Source organism: Pedobacter sp. KLB.chiD (genome assembly GCF_047040275.1).
GTDB lineage: Bacteria > Bacteroidota > Bacteroidia > Sphingobacteriales > Sphingobacteriaceae > Pedobacter.
This window is the reverse complement of sequence record NZ_CP178207.1, coordinates 3,056,182-3,078,580: the sequence shown is the minus strand read 5'-3', so window position 1 is coordinate 3,078,580 and position 22,399 is coordinate 3,056,182. Positions and strand designations below refer to the sequence as shown.

Annotated in this window: 12 protein-coding genes, 2 tRNA genes and 3 rRNA genes; 9 read left to right on the top strand and 8 right to left on the bottom strand. The window is 42.9% G+C overall.

Going from position 1 to position 22,399, the window contains the following annotated elements; genetic code table 11:
* Positions 1–407 precede the first annotated feature (407 nt).
* From ACK1I8_RS12635 to ACK1I8_RS12600, 8 genes are all read left to right on the top strand, one after another.
* Complete coding sequence (locus ACK1I8_RS12635) at positions 408–1,274, top strand: DUF808 domain-containing protein (protein WP_412465737.1); 867 nt, start codon at positions 408–410, stop codon at positions 1,272–1,274.
* A gap of 225 nt (positions 1,275–1,499) precedes the next feature.
* A complete protein-coding gene (locus ACK1I8_RS12630) occupies positions 1,500–1,769 on the top strand; it encodes a hypothetical protein (RefSeq protein ID WP_412465736.1) in 270 nt (89 codons plus the stop codon).
* Positions 1,770–2,196: 427 nt separating this feature from the next.
* Positions 2,197–3,718: ribosomal RNA gene (locus ACK1I8_RS12625) — 16S ribosomal RNA — on the top strand.
* A gap of 265 nt (positions 3,719–3,983) precedes the next feature.
* A tRNA-Ile gene (locus ACK1I8_RS12620) sits at positions 3,984–4,061 on the top strand.
* An 81-nt stretch (positions 4,062–4,142) separates the two neighbouring features.
* Positions 4,143–4,219, top strand: a tRNA-Ala gene (locus tag ACK1I8_RS12615).
* A gap of 427 nt (positions 4,220–4,646) precedes the next feature.
* Positions 4,647–7,522, top strand: a 23S ribosomal RNA gene (locus tag ACK1I8_RS12610).
* Between the two features lie 143 nt (positions 7,523–7,665).
* Positions 7,666–7,777 (top strand): 5S ribosomal RNA (gene rrf / locus ACK1I8_RS12605).
* Together the 16S, 23S and 5S rRNA genes with 2 tRNA genes alongside form the textbook arrangement of a ribosomal RNA operon.
* Positions 7,778–9,184: 1,407 nt before the next feature.
* Entirely contained in the window at positions 9,185–10,165 is a 981-nt protein-coding gene (locus tag ACK1I8_RS12600; RefSeq protein ID WP_412465735.1) for an acyl-ACP desaturase, read from the top strand.
* Between the two features lie 59 nt (positions 10,166–10,224).
* Here ACK1I8_RS12600 and ACK1I8_RS12595 read toward each other — a convergent pair whose 3' ends face one another.
* From ACK1I8_RS12595 to ACK1I8_RS12560, 8 genes are all read right to left on the bottom strand, one after another.
* Positions 10,225–13,614 carry a methylmalonyl-CoA mutase family protein gene (locus tag ACK1I8_RS12595; protein ID WP_412465734.1) on the bottom strand — a complete coding sequence of 1,130 codons (3,390 nt, stop codon included), beginning with the start codon at positions 13,612–13,614 and terminating at the stop codon, positions 10,225–10,227.
* Between the two features lie 126 nt (positions 13,615–13,740).
* On the bottom strand, positions 13,741–14,109 hold the full coding sequence (locus ACK1I8_RS12590) for a VOC family protein (protein ID WP_412465733.1): 369 nt from the start codon (positions 14,107–14,109) through the stop codon (positions 13,741–13,743).
* A 270-nt stretch (positions 14,110–14,379) separates the two neighbouring features.
* Positions 14,380–16,038, bottom strand: coding sequence for an alkaline phosphatase PafA (gene pafA / locus ACK1I8_RS12585; protein ID WP_412469372.1), 1,659 nt, complete (start codon positions 16,036–16,038; stop codon positions 14,380–14,382).
* A gap of 67 nt (positions 16,039–16,105) precedes the next feature.
* Positions 16,106–17,395 (bottom strand): bifunctional folylpolyglutamate synthase/dihydrofolate synthase, encoded by a 1,290-nt coding sequence (locus tag ACK1I8_RS12580; protein WP_412469371.1) that lies wholly within the window; start codon positions 17,393–17,395, stop codon positions 16,106–16,108.
* 337 nt (positions 17,396–17,732) lie between these two features.
* Positions 17,733–18,572 carry an energy transducer TonB gene (locus tag ACK1I8_RS12575; RefSeq protein ID WP_412465732.1) on the bottom strand — a complete coding sequence of 280 codons (840 nt, stop codon included), beginning with the start codon at positions 18,570–18,572 and terminating at the stop codon, positions 17,733–17,735.
* The gene (locus ACK1I8_RS12570; RefSeq protein ID WP_025144642.1) at positions 18,572–18,973 is read right to left on the bottom strand and encodes an ExbD/TolR family protein; all 402 of its coding nucleotides are present in this window, start codon (positions 18,971–18,973) and stop codon (positions 18,572–18,574) included. The genes ACK1I8_RS12575 and ACK1I8_RS12570 overlap by 1 nt, the downstream gene beginning before the upstream one ends.
* A complete protein-coding gene (locus ACK1I8_RS12565) occupies positions 18,973–19,677 on the bottom strand; it encodes a MotA/TolQ/ExbB proton channel family protein (RefSeq protein WP_412465731.1) in 705 nt (234 codons plus the stop codon). The genes ACK1I8_RS12570 and ACK1I8_RS12565 overlap by 1 nt, the downstream gene beginning before the upstream one ends.
* Positions 19,677–21,488 carry an SPOR domain-containing protein gene (locus ACK1I8_RS12560; RefSeq protein ID WP_412465730.1) on the bottom strand — a complete coding sequence of 604 codons (1,812 nt, stop codon included), beginning with the start codon at positions 21,486–21,488 and terminating at the stop codon, positions 19,677–19,679. The genes ACK1I8_RS12565 and ACK1I8_RS12560 overlap by 1 nt, the downstream gene beginning before the upstream one ends.
* Before the next feature lie 566 nt (positions 21,489–22,054).
* Between ACK1I8_RS12560 and ACK1I8_RS12555 the strand changes: the two genes are divergently transcribed.
* Entirely contained in the window at positions 22,055–22,288 is a 234-nt protein-coding gene (locus tag ACK1I8_RS12555; protein WP_412465729.1) for a hypothetical protein, read from the top strand.
* Positions 22,289–22,399: the final 111 nt, after the last annotated feature.

The following is a 22,399-nucleotide window of genomic DNA, read 5'->3' as shown; positions in this document are numbered from 1 at the left end:
CATCTTACCCCCTTCACGATAGCCCTGATGGGAGCGGCATCCCTTTTGGGCAAAGAAAAAATTGTTCAACAGAAAAGGTTTCCCAAAAGGATACAGCGTACAGCAGGACAGAACCCCGCCCAAACGCACAGGAAACTGCGCTACAAAATAAAGTTTCTACCTTAGTGCAAATAGTACTCCCTAATGTTAACGCCCATTTTTGAGTTCTCAACAATAATAAAATTTATTTCTTTCTTTTCCGAACAGTTTTAGTTTATTACTGTTATAACCCGTGTTAATAAATTTGATTTGTTTTTAACCTTACCTGGCTAACCGGGTTTCAATACAGGTATAGGTTTAAAAGATTTGGTATTGATCAGCTAAATCTAAAAATGAATTGATATTTTGCAGCATTAATAAATTTAAATATGGCTTCGGGTTTTTTTGCAATTTTAGATGATATAGGTGCGTTAATGGACGATGTTGCCGTAACGGCCAAAGTAGCGGCTAAGAAAACGGCTGGTATTTTGGGCGATGACCTGGCAGTAAATGCAGAAAAGTCTACCGGTTTCCTTTCTTCGCGGGAGTTACCCGTATTATGGGCAATTACAAAAGGTTCTTTAGTAAATAAGATTATCATTGTTCCAATTGCATTGTTGCTCAATTTTTTTTTTCCCGTTGCGATTAAAATAATCCTGGTATTGGGCGGCTTGTATCTCGCCTATGAAGGGGTGGAAAAAGTTGTAGAGTATTTTTTTCATCGGTCTAAGCCTTCACATGTTGAAGCTAAAGAAGTGATCCAGGAAGGTGAAGCAGCAGAAAAGGCAAAAATCAGATCTGCCATCACTACGGATTTTATCCTGTCGATAGAGATCGTTATTATCGCATTAGGCAGTGTTCTGGATGAAAAGCTTGCCATTCAGATCATGACGATTTCTGTAATCGCGTTATTGGCCACCATAGGCGTTTATGGTATCGTTGCACTTATTGTGAGGATGGATGATGCTGGCTACCGTTTAATGAAAGCTTCGGGAGAAAAAGGTATCTTTTCGGCGATTGGAAAAATCTTGGTTAAATCACTACCTGTTGTCATCAAAATTTTAAGTATTGTCGGGACAGTTGCACTGATATTGGTATCTGGTGGGATCTTTGCGCATAATATTTCTTTCTTGCACCATATTATCCCTTCTTTTCCTTCCATCCTTCGTGAATTTGCTTTTGGATTAATAGCTGGATTAATTTTGGTAATGCTGCTAACTTCAGGCAAAAAAATGTGGAAACTTATTAAGGCCTGACCGCTAAAAGAATTATTCAGCTATTCTTTTAAATTTTATCTTTTTCCAGCAAAGCAATTGTTGTGCTGCTATACCGGTTTGTTCCCGCTGTTTGCTGCAAATCCCCGCTGTGCTCCGGTTTCTCTACTCCGGCCGTCCTGCAGAACTTCCGCCCGGCCGGGGGGCAGGATCTTTCACTGTACCGGATTCCCTGGTTTTTATGCTCTTCAAGATTTAAAAGACAGGATGAAACAGTTAATCTTCCAAAAAGTTTGGTCATTGGCTAAACTTTTTTCCGTTGAAAACCATGGTCTTACGTCAAATCCTGCTTTAACCGCTTCAAAAGCTTTGCCGTTGCAGATATTTTTTCTACTTTTGCATCCCGCTTCGGAGGAAGGGGTTTTGGTGAAAGGATGGCTCTGGGCGATGGATGGCAGGATTTATTTTAAAATAAATATTGCGGAAGCGGAAAAGATTGCTACCTTTGCAGCCCTGTCCGGAAGGAGGGAAAGCTGAGTAACATCGGCATATTGAAATAAAGGAAAGATAAAAGAGAGGGCTGAAAAAAATAAAATTTATTTTATTTGGAAGTTTAAAAAAGATGCTTACCTTTGCACTCCCAACAGAAACGAAGGGGAAAAAAGACCGGAACGGCGGATGCCGGGAAGAGAGAAAAAAAGATTGAAATGAGCTTGAAAACAAGGGAAGGAAAACGACCCCAACCAAAAAGCGAATCACAATATATAAAGACGGGCCGAGAGGCAACAACAGTCGATAAGTTCTTAAAAGAGATGTCAATGTAGCGTAGCGGGGTTAATGGAGTACTGATCAAAGTACATGATTATTCTGCTTTATTTTAGAGGTGGTGTCTAACAGACAACATAAAAAAAGAAGACCATTTTTAACATGGTTAAAAACTGGTCAGAATTGAACAACACATTTTACAATGGAGAGTTTGATCCTGGCTCAGGATGAACGCTAGCGGCAGGCCTAATACATGCAAGTCGAACGATATTTTCCAGCTTGCTGGGAGAGAAAGTGGCGCACGGGTGCGTAACGCGTATGCAACCTACCTTCATCAGGGGGATAGCCCGGAGAAATCCGGATTAATACCGCATAAAATCACAGGATGGCATTATCCAATGATCAAACATTTATGGGATGGAGATGGGCATGCGTGTCATTAGCTAGTTGGCGGGGTAACGGCCCACCAAGGCGACGATGACTAGGGGATCTGAGAGGATGGCCCCCCACACTGGTACTGAGACACGGACCAGACTCCTACGGGAGGCAGCAGTAAGGAATATTGGTCAATGGAGGCAACTCTGAACCAGCCATGCCGCGTGCAGGAAGACTGCCCTATGGGTTGTAAACTGCTTTTATCCGGGAATAAACCTATTTACGAGTAAATAGCTGAATGTACCGGAAGAATAAGGATCGGCTAACTCCGTGCCAGCAGCCGCGGTAATACGGAGGATCCAAGCGTTATCCGGATTTATTGGGTTTAAAGGGTGCGTAGGCGGCCTGTTAAGTCAGGGGTGAAAGACGGTAGCTCAACTATCGCAGTGCCCTTGATACTGATGGGCTTGAATGGACTAGAGGTAGGCGGAATGAGACAAGTAGCGGTGAAATGCATAGATATGTCTCAGAACACCGATTGCGAAGGCAGCTTACTATGGTCTTATTGACGCTGAGGCACGAAAGCGTGGGGATCAAACAGGATTAGATACCCTGGTAGTCCACGCCCTAAACGATGAACACTCGCTGTTGGCGATACACGGTCAGCGGCTAAGCGAAAGCGTTAAGTGTTCCACCTGGGGAGTACGCCCGCAAGGGTGAAACTCAAAGGAATTGACGGGGGCCCGCACAAGCGGAGGAGCATGTGGTTTAATTCGATGATACGCGAGGAACCTTACCCGGGCTTGAAAGTTAGTGAATGATCCAGAGATGGATCAGTGAGCAATCACACGAAACTAGGTGCTGCATGGCTGTCGTCAGCTCGTGCCGTGAGGTGTTGGGTTAAGTCCCGCAACGAGCGCAACCCCTATGTTTAGTTGCCAGCATGTAATGGTGGGGACTCTAAACAGACTGCCTGTGCAAACAGAGAGGAAGGAGGGGACGACGTCAAGTCATCATGGCCCTTACGTCCGGGGCTACACACGTGCTACAATGGACGGTACAGAGGGCAGCTAGCTGGCAACAGTATGCGAATCTCATAAAGCCGTTCACAGTTCGGATTGGGGTCTGCAACTCGACCCCATGAAGTTGGATTCGCTAGTAATCGCGTATCAGCAATGACGCGGTGAATACGTTCCCGGGCCTTGTACACACCGCCCGTCAAGCCATGGAAGCTGGGGGTACCTAAAGTATGTAACCGCAAGGAGCGTCCTAGGGTAAAACCGGTAACTGGGGCTAAGTCGTAACAAGGTAGCCGTACCGGAAGGTGCGGCTGGAATACCTCCTTTCTGGAGTAGCACCGCCTACCCGCCACGCAACATGATATTTCGAATAAGGTAGAGGGTAAAGAGGTAAAAGGCTTAAGGTCTTGATACTGAATACCTGGTACTTTATACAAAAAAAGACAAGAGAAAAAAGAAACACCCAGAAGACAACGGTGGGCATACTATAGAGGTATAGCGCAACGGAGACGAAAAGGGTAAGCCAAAAAAGGGAAGCAGTAGCGGTAAGATACTATGTACTGCGACTAATTAAAGCCTGCCTTGAAAATACAGTCCCGTAGCTCAGCCTGGTTAGAGCACTACACTGATAATGTAGGGGTCTCCAGTTCAAATCTGGACGGGACTACCATTGAAGTTGGGAGTTGGGAGAAAAGAGCCTGGAGTGATGGATACTCCAAACTGAAAACTCCGAACTCAAAACTGATACTCTGGGGGATTAGCTCAGCTGGCTAGAGCGCCTGCCTTGCACGCAGGAGGTCAACGGTTCGACTCCGTTATTCTCCACCAAAAAAGGTTGAGGGTTGTAAGGTAGAGGGTATGGGGTTAAACCTAACGCTTAAAACTGAAAACACCACAACAGAAAACAAAAAAAACAATTACCTGGATCGGTAATCTACATTGACATAAAGATTAAGAAAAGAAGAAACGCCACGGGGCACATATCAAAAAAGGTATGAAACGGTTCGAGACCGCAGTTTTTTACTAACGAAGCTGAAACGAAGCTTAGGTTGGGGAGAATGAAACCCTCCGCCTTTATACCTTCGGCCTTCAGCCTCAGTAAAGTTCTTTGACATATTGGAAGAAGTTAAAAAAGAAGAGCAAACAACAATAGGCGACTGTTGTGTTTGTGCTCTCCCGACTTTACGTCGGGAATGAGACATCATAACAAGAGCAAAAAAAAGCATACCGTGCGGCGCAAAAGGCGCACGAGTAGAAGAAAGTAAGAAAGAGTACACGGGGGATGCCTTGGCTCTCAGAGGCGATGAAGGACGTGATAAGCTGCGATAAGCTCCGGGGATCTGCAAATAGGAACTAGATCCGGAGATTTCCGAATGGGGCAACCCGGCATGTTGAAGACATGTCACATATAATGAGCAAACCTGCCGAACTGAAACATCTAAGTAAGCAGAGGAAGAGAAAATAACAATGATTTCCTGAGTAGTGGCGAGCGAAAGGGAAAGAGCCCAAACCTACCTTGTTACGGCAAAGTGGGGGTTGTAGGACTGCAACGTGGCATTAGCAAACAGAAGTGGAACGGGATGGGAAGCCCGGCGATACATGGTGATAGCCCAGTACACGTATAGAATGCTAGCCTAGCAGTATCCTGAGTACCGCGAGGTCGGAGACGCCTTGTGGGAATCAGCCGGCACCATCCGGTAAGGCTAAATACTCCTGAGAGACCGATAGTGAACCAGTACCGTGAGGGAAAGGTGAAAAGAACCCCGAACAGGGGAGTGAAATAGAACCTGAAACCGTGTACTTACAAGCGGTCGGAGCGTCCAGGTGGCGTGACGGCGTGCCTTTTGCATAATGAGCCTACGAGTTACTCTTCTCTGGCAAGGTTAAGTGCTTCAGGCACGGATCCGAAGCGAAAGCGAGTCTGAACAGGGCGTATAGTCAGAGGAGGTAGACGCGAAACCTTGTGATCTACCCATGGACAGGTTGAAGGTGCGGTAACACGTACTGGAGGACCGAACCGATAAACGTTGAAAAGTTTCCGGATGATCTGTGGGTAGGGGTGAAAGGCTAATCAAACTGGGAAATAGCTCGTACTCCCCGAAATGTTTTTAGGAACAGCGTCGGTGTTTAGTTATATAGAGGTAGAGCTACTGATTGGGTGCGGGGGAGTCAAATCCTACCAAATCCAGACAAACTCCGAATGCTATATAATATAACCGGCAGTGAGGCGCGGGGTGCTAAGGTCACGCGCCGAGAGGGAAAGAACCCAGACCATCAGCTAAGGTCCCCAAGTTACAGTTAAGTTGAACTAACGAGGTCCGATTGCACAGACAGCTAGGATGTTGGCTTGGAAGCAGCCATTCATTTAAAGAGTGCGTAACAGCTCACTAGTCGAGCGATCGGGCATGGATAATAAACGGGCATTAAACTGTACACCGAAGCTATGGGATTGAAATATATCGGTAGGGGAGCATTCCAATTGCGGTGAAGGTATCTGGTAATGGGTGCTGGAGCGATTGGAAAAGCAAATGTAGGCATAAGTAACGATAAGGCGGGCGAGAAACCCGCCCACCGAAAGGATAAGGTTTCCTGATCAACGCTAATCGGATCAGGGTCAGTCGGGACCTAAGGAGAACCCGAAGGGGAAATTCGATGGACAACTGGTTAATATTCCAGTACTTTTTATAACTGCGATGTGGGGACGGAGTAGTGACACTGCCGCGATCTGACGGAATAGATCGTTAAAGGCTGTAGGTATATCAAACACAGGCAAATCCGTGATTGATGCTGAGAGCTGATAGTACCGGGAACCTTCGGGGGACTGGATAGTGCAGGTAATCAGACTTCCAAGAAAAACCGCTAAGCTTCAGGTTATAAAAACCCGTACCGCAAACCGACACAGGTATCCGGGAAGAGGATTCTAAGGTGCTCGAGTGAATCATGGCTAAGGAACTCGGCAAAATGGCCCTGTAACTTCGGGAGAAGGGGCGCTGGCAGCAATGTCAGCCGCAGTGAAAAGGCCCAGGCGACTGTTTAACAAAAACACATGGCTTTGCAAAATCGAAAGATGAGGTATAAGGCCTGACACCTGCCCGGTGCTGGAAGGTTAAGAGGGGATGTCATCGCAAGAGAAGCATTGAATCGAAGCCCCAGTAAACGGCGGCCGTAACTATAACGGTCCTAAGGTAGCGAAATTCCTTGTCGGGTAAGTTCCGACCTGCACGAATGGTGTAACGATCTGGGCGCTGTCTCAGCCATGAGCTCGGTGAAATTGTGGTCCCGGTGAAGACGCCGGGTACCCGCAACGGGACGGAAAGACCCCATGCACCTTCACTACAATTTAACATTGACATTGGGTACAGGATGTGTAGGATAGGTGGGAGGCTATGAAGCGGTGTCGCCAGGCATCGTGGAGCCAACGTTGAAATACCACCCTTTCTGTATTCGGTGTCTAATCCCATCATTTGGGAGACATTGTTTGATGGGTAGTTTGACTGGGGTGGTCGCCTCCAAAAAGGTAACGGAGGCTTTCAAAGGTAAGCTCAGTACGCTTGGTAACCGTACGCGGAGTGCAATAGCATAAGCTTGCTTGACTGTGAGACATACAGGTCGATCAGGGTCGAAAGACGGATATAGTGATCCGGTGGTTCTGCATGGAAGGGCCATCGCTCAAAGGATAAAAGGTACGCTGGGGATAACAGGCTGATCTCCCCCAAGAGCTCATATCGACGGGGAGGTTTGGCACCTCGATGTCGGCTCGTCACATCCTGGGGCTGGAGAAGGTCCCAAGGGTTCGGCTGTTCGCCGATTAAAGTGGCACGCGAGCTGGGTTCAGAACGTCGCGAGACAGTTCGGTCCCTATCTGTTGTGGGCGTAGGAATTTTGAGTGGGGCTGACCTTAGTACGAGAGGACCGGGTTGGACCAGCCTCTAGTGAATCTGTTGTTCCGCCAGGGGCATTGCAGAGTAGCTACGCTGGGAATAGATAAGCGCTGAAAGCATCTAAGTGCGAAACTAGCCACGAGATGAGAATTCCATATAGGACCGTAGCAGACTACTACGTTGATAGGCTACAGATGTAAAGCTGGCGACAGCACAGTCGAGTAGTACTAATCATCCGAAGCTTTCAAAGCAAGACAGACTGTTGTTTGTTCTTCCAACTAACTTCTTTCAATAATATGTCATTTAAGCGCAAAGCTAAAAGAGCAAAGACCAAAGCGGATTATAGACAGCTTTAGTCCTTAGGCTTTCACCTTTCGACTTAAATAAAAATATTCAGGTGCCTATATCGGTGGTGTCCACCTCTTCCCATTCCGAACAGAGAAGTTAAGCCCACCAGAGCCGATGGTACTGCGGTAACACGTGGGAGAGTAGGTCGGTGCCAGATCTTAAAGAGAAGCCCTTCAGCAGCAATGTTGGAGGGCTTTCTTCGTTTATAGCGCTTTTTCCCTCTGGCAGAGAAAGCTTTGAGCCCGCACATAATGCTGATCTCTGCAGATTGGTTCCATCCTCCCTTTTCCATCTTACCTCTCATCACGATAGCCCTGATGGGAGCGGCATCCCTTTTGGGCAAAGATGAAATTGTTCAACAGATAAAATTTCCCAGAAGGATACAGCGTACAGCAGGACAGAACCCCGCAAACGCACAGAAACCTGCGCTCCGGGAAAAGCCGATCCTCTTTTAACCATAGGAAGTAAAAACTCAAAGTATTGCCCCGCAGATGGCGCAGATCAGTTCCATCCTCCCTTTTCCACCGTACATCTTACCTCGCTTCACGATAGCCCTGATGGGAGCGGCATCCCTTTTGGGCCAAGAAAAGATTGTTCAACAGAAAAGGTTTCCCAAAAGGATACAGCGTACAGCAGGACAGAACCCCGCCCAAACGCACAGGAAACTGCGCTCCGGGAAAAGCAGGTGCTCTTTCAGCCATAAAGCGTAATAAAACTCAAAGTACTGCCCCGCAGATGGCGCAGATCAGTTCCATCCTCCCTTTTCCATCGCGTCCATCTTACCTCCCTTCACGATAGCCCTGATGGGAGCGGCATCCCTTTTGGGCAAAGAAGAAATTGTTCAACAGAAAAGGTTTCCCAAAAGGATACAGCGTACAGCAGGACAGGACCCGGACTAAACGCACAGGAAACTGCGCTCCGGGAAAAGCAGTGCTCTTTCAGCCATAAAGCGTAATAAAACTCAAAGTACTGCCCCGCAGAGGCCGTTCCGTTATCCTTTCCACCGTCCATCTTACCTCCCTTCACAATAGCCCTGATGGGAGCGGCATCCCTTTTGGGCAAAGAAAAAATTGTTCAACAGATAAAATTTCCCAAAAGGATACAGCGTACAGCAGGACAGCACCCCGCCCAAACGCACAGAAACCTGCGCTTCAGTAAAAACAGATGCTTTTTAATCATAACAGGTAATAAAATTCAAATGATTGTCCCGGAGATCTCCGCAGATCAGTTCCATCATCCGTTTCCATGTTGCCTCTATCTATTCTACTGTCCCGGGTTAGAAAGTCCCGGTGGGGTACGCCGCCGATTTTCTATTGGCAGAGTGCAAAGGACAACAGATGGGACCCGATCTAGGTTACTGCTTACGTGATTCAACTAACAAGCTTATCATATAGCAATCAATATTTACCTACCAATATTTTGAATACAGCAAATAAGACGATTCCTACCAAAGTTTTTTATTTAGGCGAAATTAAAACGGATTAGTGCTAAATATGTTTAATATCATAAGGTTTGCCACAATATTTGGTTATCTTTGTTTTTAACAAAAATATAAGTATAAATAATGAGTTTTTTTGCAGATAAAAGAAGGGAAGTAATGGTGCATATCGAAAAGTATATGCTGGAGATGATGGATACCTATCTTAAACCAATTGATACGAACTGGCAACCATCTGATTTTCTTCCTGATTCTACGAGCGAAACATTTTATCAAGATATTAGAATATTAAGAGATAACGCAAAGGATCTTTCTTATGATCTTGTAGCGGTATTGATTGGCGATACGATTACGGAAGAAGCTTTACCTACCTACGAATCGTGGTTAGCCATGGTGCAGGGGCCGAGCATGAAAGAAGATGGTGGATGGATGAAATGGAACAGGCACTGGACTGCAGAGGAAAACCGTCATGGCGATTTGTTAAATAAATATTTATACCTGTCGGGTCGTGTGGATATGCGCCAGATGGAAATTTCTACGCAATACCTGATTGCTGATGGTTTTGATATCGGAACCGGCCATGATCCTTACCGTAATTTTATTTATACCTCGTTCCAGGAGTTGGCAACTAATATTTCGCACAGAAGGGTAGCTTCTTTAGCCAAAAAAGACGGCGATACTTTATTATCCAGAATGTGTGGTGTGATTGCTTCTGATGAGGCGAGGCATGCCAAAGCTTATAAAGATTTTATGAACCGCATATTCGAGGTCGATCCTAATGAAGCGATGTTGGCTTTTGAAGATATGATGCGTAAAAAAATCGTCATGCCAGCTCATTTCTTACGTGAAGTAGGCTTAAAAATTGGTCAGACTTTTGGCCACTTTACGGATGCCGCTCAGCGTTTGGGTGTTTATACGGCGATTGATTATGTTGAAATTATGCAGCAATTAATTGAGGATTGGAAAATTGAGGGCATGCGTGATTTAAATGAGGCCGGTGAAAAGGCACGTGACTATATCATGGCGCTACCTTCGCGTTTGTTGCGTGTTGCAGAACGTATGAAAAATCCAACGATTGATTATAAATTTAGCTGGATTGCCGGATAGTCAGAATATATATAAAGTCCCTCGATTTGCATCAAGGGACTTTTTTTTGCTATGTTCCGTTACATATTTCTTCTATACTGGCCACCAACTTCATAGAGTGCATTACTAATCTGGCCTAAAGAGCATATTTTACACACCTCCATGAGTTGCTCAAAAATATTATCGCCAGCTATGGCTGATTTTTGAAGTTGTTTTAGCAAATCTGTTGCACGGTCTTCATTACGCTGGTGAAATTTTCGCAATGCAGCAATCTGATATTGTTTTTCATCCTCTGTGGCGCGAATTACTTCACCCGGAACAATGGTTGGTGAACCATTTTTGTTTAAAAATGTATTAACGCCTACAATCGGGTATTCTCCTGTATGTTTGAGCGTCTCGTAATATAAACTTTCTTCCTGGATTTTTCCACGTTGATACATGGTTTCCATCGCTCCCAAAACCCCGCCACGATCGTTAATCCGTTTAAATTCTGCGAGAACAGCGTCTTCTACCAGATTAGTCAGTTCTTCGATAATGAAAGCGCCTTGTAACGGATTTTCGTTCTTGGCCAAACCTAATTCCCTGTTAATAATCAATTGTATCGCCATGGCTCTCCTGACCGATTCTTCGGTTGGGGTAGTGATGGCTTCATCATAAGCATTGGTGTGAAGGGAATTACAGTTATCGTATATGGCATATAAAGCTTGAAGTGTTGTTCGTATATCGTTAAAATCGATTTCCTGGGCGTGTAATGAACGCCCGGAAGTTTGAATATGGTATTTGAGCTTCTGAGAACGCTCGTTTCCCTTGTATTTATTTTTGATGGCTTTGGCCCAGATTCTTCTGGCCACGCGGCCGATAACTGCGTATTCAGGATCGATACCATTGGAGAAAAAGAAAGACAGGTTAGGTGCAAAGTCATCGATATGCATACCCCTGCTTAAATAATATTCAACAAAAGTAAATCCATTACTCAGGGTAAAGGCCAGCTGAGAAATTGGATTGGCACCCGCTTCTGCAATGTGATAGCCTGAAATAGATACCGAATAAAAGTTCCTTACTTTTTCATCGATGAAGTATTTCTGAATATCGCCCATCATCCTCAAAGCAAATTCGGTAGAAAAGATGCAGGTATTTTGTGCCTGGTCTTCTTTTAAAATATCGGCCTGGACGGTTCCGCGTACTGTGCTGATGGCTTTAGCCTTGATATTGGCATAAACATCAGCTGGGAGAACCTGATCGCCGGTAACACCCAAAAGCATTAAACCCAAGCCGTTATTTCCTTCTGGTAACGCGCCATTGTATGATGGCCTTTCTGTGTTCCTGGCTTTATAGATGGAAATAATTTTAGCCTCAACCTCTTCTTTTAAACCATTTTCGATAATGTACTTTTCACATTGCTGATCGATGGCTGCATTCATAAAGAAACCCAATAACATTGGTGCGGGGCCATTAATCGTCATCGATACGGAGGTGGACGGTGCACAAAGGTCAAAACCGGAATATAATTTTTTGGCATCATCCAAGGTAGCGATACTTACTCCAGAATTACCGATTTTTCCATAAATATCCGGGCGGATATGCGGATCTTCTCCATAAAGTGTTACAGAATCAAAAGCGGTAGATAAGCGATGTGCCGGTTGATCTAACGACACATAATGAAAGCGCTTATTCGTACGTTCAGGGCCACCTTCTCCGGCAAACATTCTCGTAGGGTCTTCGCCATCGCGTTTAAGAGGGAACACCCCGGCTGCATAAGGAAATTCGCCAGGGAGGTTTTCGGTTAACAGCCATTTCAAAATATCACCCCAGTCTTCATACCGTGGTAAAGATACTTTCGGGATATTTAATTTTGAAAGTGATTCGTAAAATAAAGGCTGTTTAATTTCTTTATCGCGGACTTTATAAATGAAAAATTCTTCCTGATATGCCCTTTTGGTTTCTGGCCATTGGCGAAGTAAACGTTTGCATTCGCCATCTAATTGTTCTTCATAAAAGGAGTAGATCCCTTCTAAATCTCCTCCTATTGGGGATACGTTTGATTTATCTGGTAAATTATTGTCGCTTAATAAATCGATTACCCCTTTAAGCTGATACATTTTACGGGCGATGGTGGCCTGTTTATCTACCCATTCGTTATACATCTGACTCGATTCGGCAATTTCTGCCAGGTAGCGGATGCGATCGGGTGGGATAATGTAAATTTTCTCTGATTGATCAGAAGTTAGTTCCATTTTGGCCTTAAAATCAGTTCCGGTTTTTAACTTGATCTGCTCCATTAAAGCTACAAACAGGTTATTCATACCCGGATCGTTAAACTGTGAAGCCATAGTTCCGTAAACAGGAATTTCCTCATCTCTGGCATCGAAAATGTTATGGTTGCGCTTATATTGTTTGCGCACATCCCTTAATGCATCCAGAGCCCCTCGTTTATCAAATTTATTAATCGCTACCAGATCGGCGAAATCTAGCATATCGATTTTTTCGAGTTGTGTAGCTGCACCAAATTCAGGTGTCATTACATATAATGAAACATCACAATGTTCGGTAATTTCTGTATCTGATTGACCAATACCCGAGGTTTCTACAATAATCAGATCGTAACCGGCGGCCTTACAGATATCTATACTTTCCTGTACATTTTTTGACAAAGCCAGATTGGCCTGCCGGGTAGCTAAAGACCGCATGTAAACCCTTGGATTATTGATCGCATTCATGCGGATACGGTCGCCTAGCAACGCACCTCCTGTTTTTCTTTTCGACGGATCGACAGAGATAATGGCGAGTGTTTTATCTTTCACTTCTACCAGAAAACGGCGTACCAATTCATCTACCAATGATGATTTTCCGGCCCCACCGGTTCCGGTAATGCCCAAAACCGGGGCGGTGTTGTTTTGCGATAATCGCTTTAATTCGTCAACAAATTTTTGAGCAGCTTCAGGATCATTTTCTGCAACCGTAATGGCACCAGCTATAGCTTTGATATCTTTTGTGGAGATGCTTTTGAATTCGTCGCCGATACGTGTCTTGGTCATAAAATCGGTTTGCATCAGCATATCATTGATCATACCCTGTAGTCCCATTTTACGGCCATCATCAGGCGAATAGATTCTTGCAATTCCGTAAGCCTGTAATTCTTCAATCTCTGAGGGTAAAATTACACCGCCACCACCGGCAAATATTTTAATATGTCCCGCTCCTTTTTCCTGCAACAAATCGTACATATATTTAAAATATTCGATATGGCCACCCTGATAGGATGTCATGGCAATACCTTGTACATCTTCCTGAATGGCACAATTGACCACCTCATCAACCGATCGGTTGTGACCAAGGTGGATGACTTCTGCTCCCGAAGATTGCAGGATACGGCGCATGATATTAATGGTGGCATCGTGTCCGTCGAAAAGGGAAGCAGCGGTTACAAAACGGATTTTATTTTTAGGTTTATAAATTTCTACTTGTTGCATACTATGGGATTTTAGGGCGGTATGGGCAGATCACCACTCCTCGTTTCCAAATATTTGGTACACAAATGTAGTAAATAAAGCAGTTTAAATAGTGAATACCCTATACCGTTATGGCTTTTGGTTCAGCTATAATTCTTGCCCGAACTGTAGTAAATAACCGTTATTGTCGAAAATGGCAAACTCCCTCATACCATATTCGAAATTTTCGAGCGGATAACAGATTTCGCACTTGTTTTTTAAATTTTCCCATAGCGTTGTTATCTCATTTGTTTTGATGTAAAGTGAGCCGCTCATAACTGGTTTGGGAGTATTTCGGTGGGTATTGGGGATAGAGAACATGATTTCTATATCATCTTTTTGCAGGCTAAACCAGCTCAGATCATCGAGTTTCGCTGCACAGGTAAAGTTTAAAATTTCTGTATAGAAGTTAAATGTTGCCTGCATATCATGCGATTCGAGTATGGGTGTGAGTTTGGTCGCGGTATATATTAACATGATCTAAAATAAAAAATAAGGTTTAATTTTAGCATGTAAGATATTCGAGAGATATAACCCCGGCTCCCTGTCTAATCCGATCGCGATGCTGATCCAGTAGTTATCGGATTTATTTTACAAGCATGGAATAGTGTTTTCAATGGCCTTGTAGCTACTGTGTGGCCAGCATCTTCCTGCAAAATAGACCCTGAAATGAATTCAGGGCGACGACTCTGGTTTAAATAATCTGTTAAAACGAAAAAAACTATGCTGTAGGCATAGTTTTTTGTTTTATTTATTGATGACTTCTGTAATTGGTTCTCCAACGGTACCATTTGGCATTTGAATGTGGAGGAGTGCAGCCAGCGTTGGCGCAATGTCAGTCATATAATGTGTTTGATTGGAAGCCCCTAGCTTAATTCCCCAGCCCATAAAAACCAATGGAATGTGCGAATCGTAAGGGTTCCAGTTACCATGTGTGGTTCCCGTGCTGCCACCGTTAAACCAGTTTGGTTGTAACACATAATAGATATCGCCACTTCTACGGGCATTATATCCATTGGTGATCATTTTCTTCTGGATTTCCTGAAGTGTTGCCTGCGATATTTTAGCAATATCTACTGCATTCTGGAAGCCATCCAAAGTTTTTAAGAATTCTACTGATGCTGATTTAATTACGTCAAAACTCACATTACCTTTGTCGGTCTTGTCATGATCAAAAATGATTTGGTTATTCATTGATCTTAAAACGACATTGTTTACTTTAAATTTATCATTTAAATAGGCGTTTAATTTGTTTGCAATATCTTTGTCACTTACTACACCCGCAGGTAATTTATTCTCCTGCATAAAGCCTGGTACATGGGCTGCACCATGGTCGGCCGTTAAAAAAACAGTATAATTTCCTTTACCAACCTTTTTATCCAGGTAGTTGAAAAACTCTTCAAAATCTTTATCTAGGCGTAGATAAGTATCTTCAGCTTCGATAGAATTAGGTCCGTAGGCATGGCCAATATAATCGGTAGAAGAACAGCTTACCGCTAAAAAATCGGTAATGTTATCCTGCCCCAGATCTTCAGAAAGAATAGCGAGTTTGGCCAGGTCTAACGTAATGGTATTACCATAAGGGGTACTTCTGATGGCGTCGAAATTTTTATCGATATTTTGTGCTAACTGGTGTGGAAATGTACTTGATTTACCTTCATAAGCATTTTGATCTTTGGTACTGTTTATATAGGTATTGATCGGATATAAAGTTTCCCAGTTTTTTGCATAAAACTTATTTGCAAGTTTCAATTTATTATAATCAGCAATCCAGGTGGGTACTTCTTTCATATAATATGTACTGGTAATCCAGTTTCCGGTACTGCCCTGGTACCAGTATGCCGCATTGGCCGCGTGACCGGCCGGAAGGATAGAACCTCTGTCTTTCAGGGAAATACCGATTACCTTACCTCTAAAGTTTGTGGCTAATCTCAACTCATCCGTAATGGTTGTGGTAAGCATGTTTTTGGGCGACATATTACCCTCTGATGAAGGGGTACTGCCAACAGTAGATACTGCAGAATCCTCTGTACAATAAACATTCTTTTTAGTTTCAGGATCAAACCAGTCGTTACCGATAATACCATGAACAGCCGGAACTGAACCTGTGTAAATACAGGTATGGCCACATGCGGTATAAGTTGGTGTATAGGGGATAAAAGTATTTTCAACAGAAAAACCTTCGTTGATCAATCTTTTAAAGCCACCGTTGCTATAGCGGTTATAATAACGGTATAAATAATCCCAACGCATCTGGTCGACCACCAGGCCAACCACTAACTTGGGGCGTGCAACCTCAGCCGGGAATGCTTTAGCTGCCGTTGTAACGGGTTTTTTGGTTTGAGCTGAAGAAAGTGAGATCGAAAAAATAGAAATGGTAAAAATTAAACGGGATATTTTATTCATCATGCTTTAGTTAAAGGGCTAAAGTAATGAATTTAGATAAAGCTAAACTGAAGTTAATGTAAAGATTTTATATCGCTTCGGCCACTACAAACGTACTCCCACCAATAAAAACCAAATCTTCGGGATCAGCTATTTGAATAGCAGTTGCTTTAGCTTCAAGAACTGACGTATAGCTGTTTCCTTTTAAGCTAAATGCTGCCGCCTGTTCTTTCAGCGTATCTGCAGCTAAACCACGTTCTAAATTGGGTTTACAAAAATAATAGGTCGCATTTTTGGGCATTAGTGACAGTACTTTCGAGATATCTTTATCGTTAACCATCCCGAACACAATATGTAATTGCTGGTATGGGGTTTGTGAAATGTTTTTGATCACTTCGGTAATTCCAGCTTCATTATGTCCGGTATCGCAAATTACCAAGGGATTTCTGCTTAAAGTTTGCCAGCGTCCTTGTAAACCGGTTTGCCTTTTAACCTGTCTAATGCCCTTATAAATACTTTCCTGATCAGTTTTGATTTCTGTTTTCTCATTCAGTACGGTCAGGGTTTCGAGAACAGTTAAGATATTCTTATGCTGATAAATTCCGGTAAGATCGCTATGAAGATCTTTGTATTTGATTTTTCCTCCCTGATAAACGGATAAGAAAAGTTTACTGTTTTTGATTTTAAAATTCTGCGCGGTTAACACTTGATCAGCAAAAACGATAGGAGCGTTTTCAGCTTCAGCTTTTTTAATAAAAACCGGTGCAGATTCTTCTTGCGTTTCACCAATAACAACCGGGATATTTTTTTTGATAATGCCTGCTTTTTCGCCTGCAATTTCGGCCAGAGTATTGCCCAACATATTGGTATGATCAAGGCTGATGTTGGTGATCACCGAAATCTGCGGGGTAATGATATTAGTTGAATCCAGTCTTCCGCCTAAGCCCACCTCGATTATGGCTACATCTACCTGATGTTTGGCAAAATGATCGAATGCAAGTGCAACAGTGACTTCAAAAAAGGAAGGTTCGATTTTTTCGATGAGGTTTTGCTGTTTTTTTACGAATGATACTACTTCGCTTTTGTTGATCATAGTTCCATTGATGCGAATGCGTTCACGGAAATCTTTTAAATGAGGGGAAGTATACAATCCTGTTTTATATCCCTGTGCCTGTAGCACGGAAGCCAGCATGTGGGATGTGGAACCTTTCCCATTTGTTCCAGCCACGTGGATGCTCTTAAATTTATTTTGAGGATTATCCAAAGCTTCGCAAAGGATAATGGTATTCGTTAAATCTTTTTTGAAAGCAGACGCGCCAACGCGGGTAAACATGGGGAGTTTACTGTATAAAAAATCAAGCGTTTGTTGGTAGTTCATCATATGCTTCAAATATAGGTTGACTGGCGTAATTATGAAATGAAATGAGAAGATTTCTCCCGAAGTTTTGCTCGTTGCTGAAAGAACTCCGAAAGTCTTTAAATCACTTTAATGGTCTGTGGAGATAAAGTCATGGAGTATTACGAGTTATCGTCAAGCTGATCCGATCAACTATCGGGTATATTTTACAAGTAGAAATAGTGTTTTCAAACGCCTTGTAGCTACTACGTGGTCGGCATCTTTCATGTTAGGTAAACCTTGAATAAATTCAGGGTTGTAATAACAAAAAAGGTCTGTGCGGACACAGACCTTGGACTTGGCAATTTAAATATCTTTTTTATTTCACTTTGAAATTGAACATTACAATTCCGGTTTGTACATCTGGAGCGGATTCCAATTTATTTAAACTTGCACCTAATACGGCCTGCTCGCATTTTCTCCAGAGGGCTAAATCGGATAGGGTGGTACCTTTAGCTCCGGCACGGGCCTGTACTACTTTGCCATTTTTATCTACACGGATCTGAACGGCAATTTTTCCTGCGCTCTGTCCATCATCCTGTATTCTGGGGATATCGATAAATTTTCTGCTGGCCAATGATAATTGCACATTGCCATTTCCAGAACCGCCTTCGCCATAATTTGACGCCAAAGGATCACCATCTTTATCGCCCTGGTTTCCCGGTGTTTTTCCGGTACCATCCCCTTGTCCCTGACCAGTATTTTTTTTGCCTTTGTAGAGTGCATTCTGGTTAATTACAGGTTTGGCAGGTTTATCTTCTGTAACAGGAGTGGGTGCCGCCTTGGTGGGTTTTGTAGGTTTGGTATTTACTGCAATGGCCTCCTCTGTATTTTGTGTTTGTACTTCTTTATCACTACTTTCGGTGGCAGTGTTTGGCGTAACTTTTTCTTCAGGTGTTACTTTTTCTGGTGGTTTACCGTTAGCATTTGGATCTGCAGATGGTTCTTCGATACTGGTATAATCATCGCCCATACCTTCTGCAGAAGTTCCATAATTAACCACCATCCCGCCCATACCCACTTCTTCAGGTGGCTGGAAAGAGCCAATCACAATAAAGAAGCTGATCAATAACAAAAATCCCATAATGCCGCTTGCTATGGCAATGGCCTTGGGATAATTGTTTTCCTCCTGAGGTACGTTTTGTGCTTTGTAGTTCATTATTTTTTTGGTTCAACGGCTACAACAAGTTTTAATTTCAGTTTATTGGCAATATCGTTAACCACAAATCCATCCTGATAGGTCACATTGCGCGATACATATAAAAGTATGGTCATATCTGGTGCCAGCTTTTGATATGATGCCAAAGTTGGCTCTAACTCTTCAATACTTACCGGTTTCTTTTCAACGAAATATTTTAAGTTTTCGTCTATGGTAACAGTAACTGCTTTTTTGGCGGTGGATTGCTGTCCGCTTGATGATTGTGGCAGCAATAATTTTACCACTGTAGGATTGACTACAGCAGAGGCCAATAAGAAAAACAACATCAGGAAGAACATAATATCGTTCAACGCTGAAGTATGTACTTCTACCGATCCTTTTGTTCTCTTGCGTAAATTCATTATTTGCCCGGTTCTTCTAGTAAATCAATAAAATCAATTGCATCGGTCTCCATTTTAAGGATGATTTTTTCGACCATGATATTTAAAATGTGATACAGTACATAGGCAATAATACCGATAATTAACCCCGTTGCAGAAGTAATCATTTTGGTATACAAACCACCGGAAATCGTTCCGATTTCGATCGCTCCTTTGATTGATACCTGGTGAAAAATGGTAATTACCCCTACAATTGTACCTACGAAACCAAGCATTGGTGCAATACCTGCAACAATACCTAAAATGCTGATGTTCTTCTCTAGTTTAGAAACTTCTAATTTACCCACATTTTCAATTGCGCCTTCAATATCTTTAATCGGGCGGCCAATGCGTTTTAACCCTTTTTGCAACATGCGTGAAAGAGGGGAATTGTTATTTCTTAAAAGCGACATGGCACCATCTAGATTTCCAGATTGGATATAAGACCTGGTTTGTGCCATAAGGTTAGCCTCATCTTTTGTGGCTTTTTTGATGGTTAAATAACGTTCAACAAAAATTATCAAAGCTAAAAAAGCCAGAAAAGCCAACGGAATCATTACCCAGCCGCCTTTAAAAAGCAGATCGATAAAATGTAATTCTGATTGTGGTTGTGTTACAGCCTGGTTAGTCGCATTTGCTGTGTCTTGTAATGCTTGTGTGGTGTCTTGAATTAATAAAGTTATCATTATGGTTGTGTGTTGTGTTTTTGTTGTACGAAATACCCTTTACCTTTAAGTTTTTTCTCTAAAATATCTTTTTGTTCTTTAGCCTCTTTTTCTGTGCTGAAACTTGCTATACTCACTTTTTTTAAACGGCCGGGTACTGATGCTATTTCGGCCTTTAAACCAATTTTTTCCATTTGCTTGATAAAAACAAGCGCTTTCTTTTCTGATTGGAATGATGCTGCGATAACATAGAACGTAGAAGGACCAGTGTTTGGTACAACTTTATTTTCTTTAGGTGTTTCGATAGCTGGCTTAGCTATAGGTTTTACTGCCTCTTTTTTAACCGTATCTGTTTTTTGCTGAACCTGGTTTGCTTTTAAAATACTATCGGTTTTGGCGATCGAATCCTGTTTTGCTTTTAACGTATCAACAGCAACTTTAGGAGAATCGATGATTATTTGTGCCGGTTTCTCAGTAACGGTTGTTGCTCCTGTAAATAATTCGGGTTTAATTAAGAACGTTATCGCTGCAATAACAAGTAAAGCTACAATGGCTATAGCAATGATTAACCAGGTAGACATACCTTGCCTGGCTTCATTGCGGTGTTCGAGCGGGTCATGGCCAAAACGGTTCGGATGCTCGGCATGTTGTTCTTTTATAAAAACTGGTGCCTCAATTACAGGCTCTTCCTTTTTAACCTCATCTTCTAAATTGATATATGTTTTTGGTTCATCAGTTTCTGGTCTTAATGAAAAACGGCCCGAATAATCTTGTCGCGGTAAAACCGGTTCAGGAATTGCTTTTGCTGTAGGTTTGTCTGCTTCTGGTGTATGGCCAAAGCGATTGGGGTTTTCCTCATGCTGCTCCACGATTGAAGGGGGAACCCCAATCTGGTTAACATCTTCAAACGGGCTGGTTACCACAGTATCTCCCGCCTTTTTAGCTTCATCAGTATGGCTGGTTTCAGCAACCTGGTGTTCTGCAGCAATATTTTCTACTTCCGATTCTGGCGTGTGGCCAAAACGGTTAGGGTGTTCTTCATGCTGTGCTATAACCGATTCTGGTACATCTACATCCTGAACTTTATTTGCTTCTTCCTGCGTTTCAGCAGATTCTGGTGTTTCAATAGTATGTCGCTCTTGAGCACCATTTTCTACCTCCGATTCTGGCGTGTGGCCAAAACGGCTTGGATGTTCCTCGTGCTGTTCCTTAATAAACCCGGGGGCTTCAGTAGTTTCTGACGCATCCGTTAATGTATGCTTCAAGGTGTTTTTAAGGTCGTCCTTTACTTCATCCAGTTCTACATTTTCGATCACAGGGGCCTGGTATGATTTATTCTCAAAAGGAGATGGTGCACCTGGCGCCTCCGCTATTTCGTCGTAAACTTGTTCTTCGTCCTGTGGTAAATCAGTTTTTGTTTCCTTGATTACGGTTTCTGCCAACGACGGAAGTCCGTAAAATTCGGAACCATAATTCATGTTTTTAACCGGTTCGAAAGCCAGTCCTTGTTCCGTAAAAAATAAGCGACCAACATTTTGAAGTTCGGCTTCATGGTCTAATTCCAGTTTTTGGTTTACTTCCTCAACAAATTGTGCAATGCGATTAATGGCATCTTCCTTTGCAAGGTTTGCTTTTGTGGAAATAAAGTTGGCTAAAGCTTCTTCATCGGTTACTTCGACCGAAAACTGTAGCGTATACCCCGGAGGTAAAAACGTTTGTTTTTCCTTATCGTATCTTCCAGGGTATTTTTTCTTATAAAAAGAGCCCAAGCCAGTAATACCAACTTCTTTGCGTTGCTGCAAAAGTTCTAAAAGGTATGATAAGATATCCATTCGGGTAAAATTAAGCGTTTAAAATTAAAAATTATATTCTACCTTCAAATAGTGTCAGCGGCTGTATTTATACAGCTTATTCCAAAAAGGGACAAAAACGAATACAGTTTGTTATTTTGAAGCTGAAAACCCACCGCTTTAATTAACTATACCGGTATCCGTGCAAAGATAATGGTTACAAAGATAGAAATGGTATGCTAGTAAGCAAATGGCTAAATCGATATAAATGTTTAGTGACACGATGTGCTGTAATCATTATAAAAAAGTCAGGATAACCGGGGTCATCCTGCTCAAATGTTTGTAGCGGTAAAAATTATACGGTTAAGAACTATGGAGCATATACCGTAGCTGCACCGCCGTATAGTTTGCTCGATATGCCTGACAGATGAGTATGCACATCGTTATTTGGTAAATTGTAATAGAGGTAAATGCCATAACCATTGTTAACGGTTTGTGTGGCTAACGATGCTGCTGTTGATGAATTGGTTGCCTGAATATCAACTGCTGCTGGACTAAGGTTCGCTTTGGCCAGTCCTGGTATATTAGGTACAGAATAGCTTCCATAAATGGCATTCCAGCTGCAATTGATTTTTGAGCCTACCCGTTATATGATAATCTCGAGGGGGTGGAATATCAGTGGTACAGCAAAACTGCATTACACTAACGGATTAACCGGGGCTATACAGTCACTTGCGCAGTTAGATCCTTCGGCAAAGGTTGACGCCGAGAAGATTACCGCGTTTGTAAACCAGAATCCGCTTGATGAAAGCAGAACCAATGGCACAATCCGAGAAGGATGATTTATCTGTCAACCGAAGTGCTGAACAACCCCGGAATTATAAAGACGCTGTAGCAAGAATAGCCGGAGGTGATGTGCTGACCGCAAGAGTTTGGTGGGATAAAGAATGATT

What these genes read in the sequence shown, in the direction of transcription:
- ACK1I8_RS12635 (WP_412465737.1), top strand. Translation starts at nt 408, where the DNA reads ATGGCTTCGGGTTTTTTTGCAATTTTAGATGATATAGGTGCGTTAATG.
- ACK1I8_RS12630 (WP_412465736.1), top strand. Translation starts at nt 1,500, where the DNA reads ATGAAACAGTTAATCTTCCAAAAAGTTTGGTCATTGGCTAAACTTTTT.
- ACK1I8_RS12600 (WP_412465735.1), top strand. Translation starts at nt 9,185, where the DNA reads ATGAGTTTTTTTGCAGATAAAAGAAGGGAAGTAATGGTGCATATCGAA.
- ACK1I8_RS12595 (WP_412465734.1), bottom strand. Translation starts at nt 13,614, where the DNA reads ATGCAACAAGTAGAAATTTATAAACCTAAAAATAAAATCCGTTTTGTA.
- ACK1I8_RS12590 (WP_412465733.1), bottom strand. Translation starts at nt 14,109, where the DNA reads ATGTTAATATATACCGCGACCAAACTCACACCCATACTCGAATCGCAT.
- pafA (WP_412469372.1), bottom strand. Translation starts at nt 16,038, where the DNA reads ATGAATAAAATATCCCGTTTAATTTTTACCATTTCTATTTTTTCGATC.
- ACK1I8_RS12580 (WP_412469371.1), bottom strand. Translation starts at nt 17,395, where the DNA reads ATGAACTACCAACAAACGCTTGATTTTTTATACAGTAAACTCCCCATG.
- ACK1I8_RS12575 (WP_412465732.1), bottom strand. Translation starts at nt 18,572, where the DNA reads ATGAACTACAAAGCACAAAACGTACCTCAGGAGGAAAACAATTATCCC.
- ACK1I8_RS12570 (WP_025144642.1), bottom strand. Translation starts at nt 18,973, where the DNA reads ATGAATTTACGCAAGAGAACAAAAGGATCGGTAGAAGTACATACTTCA.
- ACK1I8_RS12565 (WP_412465731.1), bottom strand. Translation starts at nt 19,677, where the DNA reads ATGATAACTTTATTAATTCAAGACACCACACAAGCATTACAAGACACA.
- ACK1I8_RS12560 (WP_412465730.1), bottom strand. Translation starts at nt 21,488, where the DNA reads ATGGATATCTTATCATACCTTTTAGAACTTTTGCAGCAACGCAAAGAA.
- ACK1I8_RS12555 (WP_412465729.1), top strand. Translation starts at nt 22,055, where the DNA reads ATGGCATTCCAGCTGCAATTGATTTTTGAGCCTACCCGTTATATGATA.